A 6446-nucleotide genomic window follows, 5' to 3' on the forward strand; every position below is an offset into this window, starting at 1 on the left:
TCGACTTATGATTCCGACTACTACGGCTCATAGCGGACTTTCACCGCCTAGATAACAATCATGCCGAGCGCACCAAACTTTCTTGTAAATGGTAAACCATTAACAAGAATACCGCGGCTGACCGCGATTTCCCTCCGGCACTGACGAAAGCGCGTCAGTTCGACTAAATTTCTAGTTTTTACTTCTCAAAAGTTTAGGGGCAGTTTAACCACTCGTCAATTCAGCGCTTGCGCAAAGGTTGCCCTCTCGCTTGTTGAGTGAGGGAAAATAAATACCGCTCAGTGGTGATATTACTGTTAGTGGTTTACCACTTACAGTAAGACCTGTCTTAAAGACAATTTTGTAAAAATTGGCTTTAAGCAGTGTCCACCACGTTCCAGCGAAAGTATTTATTTTCCCTCACGGCACTCGCTCCACTCCATCCGCAACCTTTGCGCAAGCGCGGAGAAGTACAAAATAACAGTTTTAGATTTTAGCATGTTGACTTAGTGTGGCGACAAAAAGTATTATCTGTCTCAGCATTGCCAAATTTCTACTTAGCATCGTTACGGTCAAACAAGTGCTGATGTTTCAACTTTGGAACAACTAACTTATCAGCTTGACCAATGATATATCCTTGACATAACAACGAAAACGCTGTGCCCAAATTGATTGCATATAACTGCCGCGTTAGTAAATAAGTTATCGTAATGGCAATGATTGGTGGAATAAATGACGTAATTTGAGCTGCCCAAGCATTCCCGTGCAAGAGTTTGAAACGGACTAACTGCATCATTTCGTCAGTGGGATGTAGGGCAATATTTAATCGCTGATAAATCGAAATGGCGATGCCAATTAGCATGATTCCACCAAAATCCAAGAATACCCGCGCAACCAGTGGCAACGTCATCAAAGGCGTCTGCAAGAATAACTTACTAAACCAGCCAACTAAAATACTAAAGGGTACGGCGAATAAAATATTACCAATAAACGCGTGCCAACTAAAATAACCACGCAGAAAAACATTAACAACAATCGCAAAGGCTGCAATCAAAATCAAGATCGTATTTAATTGCAGGCCACTAGCATGAGAAATATTAACTGCTGATGCGGTCCACAATGCACTACCTAAATTTAGGGCAACTGTAATACCATTACCAAGACAGTTCAGGATTATCGAGACCGTAAAATAAATAATTTGTTGCCGCATAGTTAAACGTGTTGTCATTTCGAGCCACCGATTCTATATTTTTTTGTTTGCCAAAATTGGATCATCGTCGAAACTCAACCAAACTTGACTATCAACTTGCCATCATTGGCACTTCCCCAATCTTACCACAATGGTAACGGTTTTCTAGAAAAACAATCGATCACTAGTGTCAATCGAAGAACCGAAAAAAGCGAACGTTCCTTGAATTAAGTGGTTCAACAGTGCTATGCTAATACACGTTTGACTGATTTCTAATCTAATTTGATACCCAGCCTCGCAATAGTTGGTCTAGGACTAGACTAGTTAATTTGCCAATTAAAATTAGTTCATGCGGTTAAAGGACCACCAAGAAGTCGTTCAACCACGCAACTAAAATATGAAAGGCGATCATCTTGCGAAAAACATTTCTCTTAATTCTACTTTCCACCTTCCTCTTCAGTTCCATGGAAATCATGCTCAAATTAGCGGGCAGTGATTTCAATCCGATTCAATTAAACTTCCTTCGTTTCTTAATTGGTGGTGTTTTCCTACTGCCACTGGCATTGCGTTCCCTTGCGCAGAAGCATTTGAAAATTAACAGACAAGCGATTAAAAGTTTTGCTTTGACCGGCCTACTCTGTGTCTTAGTGAGTATGACATTATTTCAATTAGCGGTTATGTATGGTAAGGCTTCAATTGCCGCCGTTGTCTTCAGTTCAAATCCTGTCTTCGCATTATTATTTTCCTATCTCATTTTACATGAAACGTTGTCGCGCCCTAATTTGATTTCAGTTGTGATTTCTGTGATTGGTTTAGTTGTTATTATGAATCCCTTCCACTTAACCAATCCTTTGGGTATGATATTAGCACTACTCTCTGCAATCACCTTTGGCTTTTATAGTATTATTTCTCGTAAAGTTTCTCAGACTGAGCATTTCGATGGCGTCACAATTACGAGCTTTACTTTTATCTTCGGTGCCCTAGAGTTAGCGGCGTTGATGGGCTTAAGTCATTTGTCAATTGTTGCTAATCTCATGAATCAGAATGCCATCACGAAGAACTTCGCGATGATTCCTTACTTTACTGGTATTAACTTAAGCACGATTGCCATGATTTTATATCTAGGTATCGGCGTTACTGGCATTGGCTTTGCAACTTACTTCATTGCCATGGAACGTTCCGATGTGGCGACGGCTTCACTAGTCTTCTTTATTAAACCGGTCCTCGCGCCAATCATGGCCTTATTGATCCTTCATGAAGCAATCTTGCCTAACACTTGGATGGGCATTGCGATCATCGTCGTTGGTTCTGTGATTAGCTTTGTCGGTCAACGTGCAGCAACTGTTGAAAATTCAATGAACCACGAAGATTTCTTAGCGACTATTGCTGACGAAGGTGCTCTGGCAGATGCTAAACTTGCCGCTGAAGTCGCTGATGTTAAAACAGAATTACATGATCAAAAAATTAATGTTACCACTAAAGCAAAAACACACGCTAAAGCAACTGATTAAAAAAGCGTACTGAAAACTAGACTGAACTCAATGATTAATCTTGCTGCGCAGTTTGACCGCTTGATGATTGCACAAAACAGCATGATTAAAACATTGACACTTTTGCTTTCGTCTGACAGCAAAATACTAAAATGGAGCAGGGAAAAATCCCCGCTCCATTTTTATTTGTCTCAATTCATGATCAAAATCTGAATGTTGATACTTTAATTATTTAATGACTTCAAGCAATTGTAGTAGTTCAGCAATTTGATAAGTTGGTTGCACCGCTGTAAACGGCAACTGACGCGGATTATACCAAACTGTATCGATCCCGGCATTAATGCCACCTTGAATGTCAGACGTTAACGAATCACCAATGATTAACGCCTGCCGACGATCAAAATCAGCAATGCCCTGCTCAACAGCCTCAAAGAAACGAATATCAGGCTTTTGATGACCAACAGTTTCCGAAACAAAAACTTGTTGGAAATATCGTGCAAAGCCACTATCATGTAGACGCATGTTTTGTGTCTTGGCAACACCATTCGAAACAATATATAATTTCAGGTCGCTCTGTTTACTTAATCGTGCCAATAATTCTTGAGCCTGTGGTACTTGTTGATGACCGTGATTTAAGCCTTCACGATAAACGGCCTCGGCTTGTGCACTTATTTCTGGTGTTGCTAAATGAAATTCAGTAAACAACTCAGGAAACCGTCGTTTAAAAATCGTCTGACGATCAATCTCCTGCCGCTCAAATTGACGCCATAAATTCTGATTGATTACTTCATAACGTTTTTTTATTTCGTCTGTTAGTGCGATGCCAAAATGATCGAACATCAGGGCCAATGAGGCGTCTTCTGATGCGCCAAAGTCTAATAAAGTATCGTCAATATCGAATAATAAAGTTTGATAAGCCATAATAACTCCTATGTTTGCAATTTAATAATAAAACTTATTTCAGCCTACTATTTTATTTCATTGCTGGCAAGCGTTTTAGAAGCATGCTTTTCTTCCAAATGACTCATCCAATACCCCAACGCAATTCCCGCAATGCAAAGTAAAATTGAAGCAATCAAGCTCAACGGCGTAATTTTGGTGCCGAACGGAATAATCATAATCGTTGAAGCAAAAACAACACCTAAAATAAAATGAAACATTCCCGCATAAGCACGACGGAAAATATAGTCGGCTACTTTTGACAAAAGTAAAACAGACACCACGCCACCAATTGCCAAAGGAATTAAAATTGCCAAGTCGAATGTCTTAATACCGTCAGCCATGTCTTTATACATGCCCATATAAATTAAAAAGTTCGATGGACTCAAGCCGGGAATAATCATTCCCAACCCAATTAAAAAGCCCGCCAAAATCCAGGTGCCAAAGTTTTGGCTAACGCCATTACCAAATAGTTGCTCACCAAAGATTAGAAAGACCAAGCTGATCACAAACGTCACCGCCAAAATCACGAGATGCCTGTGATTCCGTCCTTCTTTACCCGCTTGTTGCCAAAGTGATGGCACTGTGCCAACAATCGCACCAATGAAGAACCACAAAATCTGAGCTTCATATTTACCCAACGCAAAACTAACCACGAAGGAAAAAATGAACACACCAGCTAAACCGCCTAGTCCTAATGGAATTAAGTAAAGCAGGTTCTTCTTAAAATTCTTCGTCATGTGTGCCAAGAATGAAATAATGCGCTCATAAACGCCAAAAACGGCCGCTAATGCCCCGCCGCTGACACCCGGCAAAATAAATCCAGAACCAATAAAAATTCCTTTTACAAAACGCAATAACCAATCTATCATCGAAGCCCTCTTTAATTTTCTAACATTATTTTTTGAATTATTGATGAGTCCGCACTTCAGAACCACCTTAATTAACAATGGTGCAATAAATTAAGCGTGCCGCTAAACTCATATTTAAATAACTTGTGCACCTAGCGTATTCTTGAAATGTCGCAAGGCCCACTCATGTCCTTGAGCATCAAAACTAGCAACGCCATCTTCATGAATGACAATATCGTAGCCAAGATTATAGGCATCAACGGCTGTATGCAATACGCAAATATCTGTGCAAACACCAACTAAGTGCAATTCAGTAATGCGCCGTTCACGCAAGCGGACATCTAAATCCGTTCCACAAAAGGCAGAATAATGGCGTTTGTCCACCCAATAAATTTGCTCAACATGTTCTCGATAATAATTATTTAGCGCACCATATAATTCTCGCCCTGGTGTGTTGACTAGATTATGAGGTGGAAATAGTTTGTTCTCAGGATGAAAATTATCATGCAAATCGTGACGATCGACTGCCATCACGACAAAATCCTGATTTTGAACGAATTCAGCTGTTATCTTAACAATTGCTTCTTCAATTGCTTGTCCAGGCTGCCCCGTTGTTAAGGCACCATCTGAAGCCACAAAATCGTTCGTATAATCAATGACGACTAACCCACGCATTTTAAGTCTCCTTAATTAAGATTTAATCCTGTCGTAATCATTATCACAAAATTAGCGCTAAAAGACAAAAGAAAGCCTACTCGCAACAAAAAGTTACCAGAAACTTAAAAGGAAGTCGTGTGAGTCAGGTTACAGTCATCGACGACACGAACACTTTGTTGGGCCAAATTTTTAGCCTTGGCCAACGCTGTGGTTAAGTTGCGCACATATTAGGACTTCGTTTACACGGCAGCAGCATTAAGCGTTTGACCGCAGTTTCTCTGCAAGAAAAAATTGGCCAAGAAAAAAATAATCTGTGTTACAATGAAACATAGTTTTGATATTGGAGGAGAAATGATGTTTAAAAATATTGTCTTCGACATTGATGGCACTTTAATTGATACTGAAAAAGCTTATATGAATTCCCTACTTGAGGTACTTAACGATCAACACCACCTTGACTTTACTTACGACCAAGTTGTCACAATCTTTGGCATTCCTGCTAAAGAAGGCTTGGAAAGTTTAGGAATTGCTGACAAAGATATTCCCGACATTATGAAAGCTTGGTACGCTGCCTTCGCCGATTTCGCAGACTTGGCTGGCATTTTCGACGGAATCATTAACACCTTGAAGACCCTACAAACTTTTGATGTTGACTTAGGTATTGTCACTTCTAAAACGCTCGCAGAATTCAAATCCGTTTTTGATCCTCTAGGCTTAACTCCGGTCTTCAATAATGTGGTAACGGCATCCGACACGAAGCAACACAAACCAGGTCCAGAGCCACTATTAAAAATGATTGAAATCTCCGACATCCCTGCCGATCAAACGTTATACATTGGCGACACGAAGTATGATCTAGATTGCGCTCATGGTGCTGGCGTCAAATTTGGTCTCGCCGGCTGGGGCGCCCACAACAACGGCCAATTCCAAGACATGGACTATTTCCTATCACGCCCGGCAGAAATCATCGATTTGGTTCGTTAATCTTAAAGTAGCGTCAGGACAAAAATCCCGGCGCTATTTTTTTGCCCTGCTTTCGATGCAAAAACTAAAACTGTTATGTTGTGGTTCTACGTGCCTGCAGGAAATGCGCTGGTGGAACGCTGCAAGCATTGGTTTGAGCCGAATCAAATCCAATTTAGTTTGAATGTGAGCTTTATTGAGAGTGGCAAATCCTAGAACTGTGATGTTGCGGTTCTTCGTGCCTACAGAAAATACGCTGGTGGAACGCTGCGAGTATTGATTTGAGCCAAATCAAAGCCCGATTTGTCTCAAATGCAAACTTTCTTGTAAGTGGTAAACCACTAACAAGAATGCCGCGGCTGACCGCGATTTTCCTCC

General features: G+C 40.6%; 6 protein-coding genes. 2 read left to right on the forward strand and 4 right to left on the reverse strand.

Going from position 1 to position 6446, the window contains the following annotated elements; genetic code table 11:
- Positions 1-532: 532 nt before the first annotated feature.
- Entirely contained in the window at positions 533-1207 is a 675-nt protein-coding gene (locus tag EKM65_RS10940; RefSeq protein WP_125608426.1) for a hypothetical protein, read from the reverse strand.
- A 374-nt stretch (positions 1208-1581) separates the two neighbouring features.
- Here EKM65_RS10940 and EKM65_RS10945 point away from each other — a divergent pair, with 374 nt between their 5' ends.
- Positions 1582-2679, forward strand: coding sequence for a DMT family transporter (locus tag EKM65_RS10945; protein WP_125608428.1), 1098 nt, complete (start codon positions 1582-1584; stop codon positions 2677-2679).
- Between the two features lie 207 nt (positions 2680-2886).
- Here EKM65_RS10945 and EKM65_RS10950 read toward each other — a convergent pair whose 3' ends face one another.
- The 3 genes from EKM65_RS10950 to EKM65_RS10960 form a co-directional block, all read right to left on the reverse strand.
- Positions 2887-3579, reverse strand: coding sequence for a YjjG family noncanonical pyrimidine nucleotidase (locus EKM65_RS10950; RefSeq protein ID WP_125608430.1), 693 nt, complete (start codon positions 3577-3579; stop codon positions 2887-2889).
- 47 nt (positions 3580-3626) lie between these two features.
- Complete coding sequence (locus tag EKM65_RS10955) at positions 3627-4469, reverse strand: DUF368 domain-containing protein (protein ID WP_125608432.1); 843 nt, start codon at positions 4467-4469, stop codon at positions 3627-3629.
- A gap of 114 nt (positions 4470-4583) precedes the next feature.
- Positions 4584-5123 (reverse strand): cysteine hydrolase family protein, encoded by a 540-nt coding sequence (locus tag EKM65_RS10960; protein ID WP_125608434.1) that lies wholly within the window; start codon positions 5121-5123, stop codon positions 4584-4586.
- A gap of 333 nt (positions 5124-5456) precedes the next feature.
- On the opposite strand from EKM65_RS10960, the gene EKM65_RS10965 reads away from it, so the two are divergent.
- Entirely contained in the window at positions 5457-6089 is a 633-nt protein-coding gene (locus EKM65_RS10965; protein WP_164506930.1) for an HAD family hydrolase, read from the forward strand.
- Positions 6090-6446 lie beyond the last annotated feature (357 nt).

Origin of the sequence: Lapidilactobacillus bayanensis, assembly GCF_003946695.1 — a bacterium.
GTDB classification, from domain to species: Bacteria; Bacillota; Bacilli; order Lactobacillales; family Lactobacillaceae; genus Lapidilactobacillus; species Lapidilactobacillus bayanensis.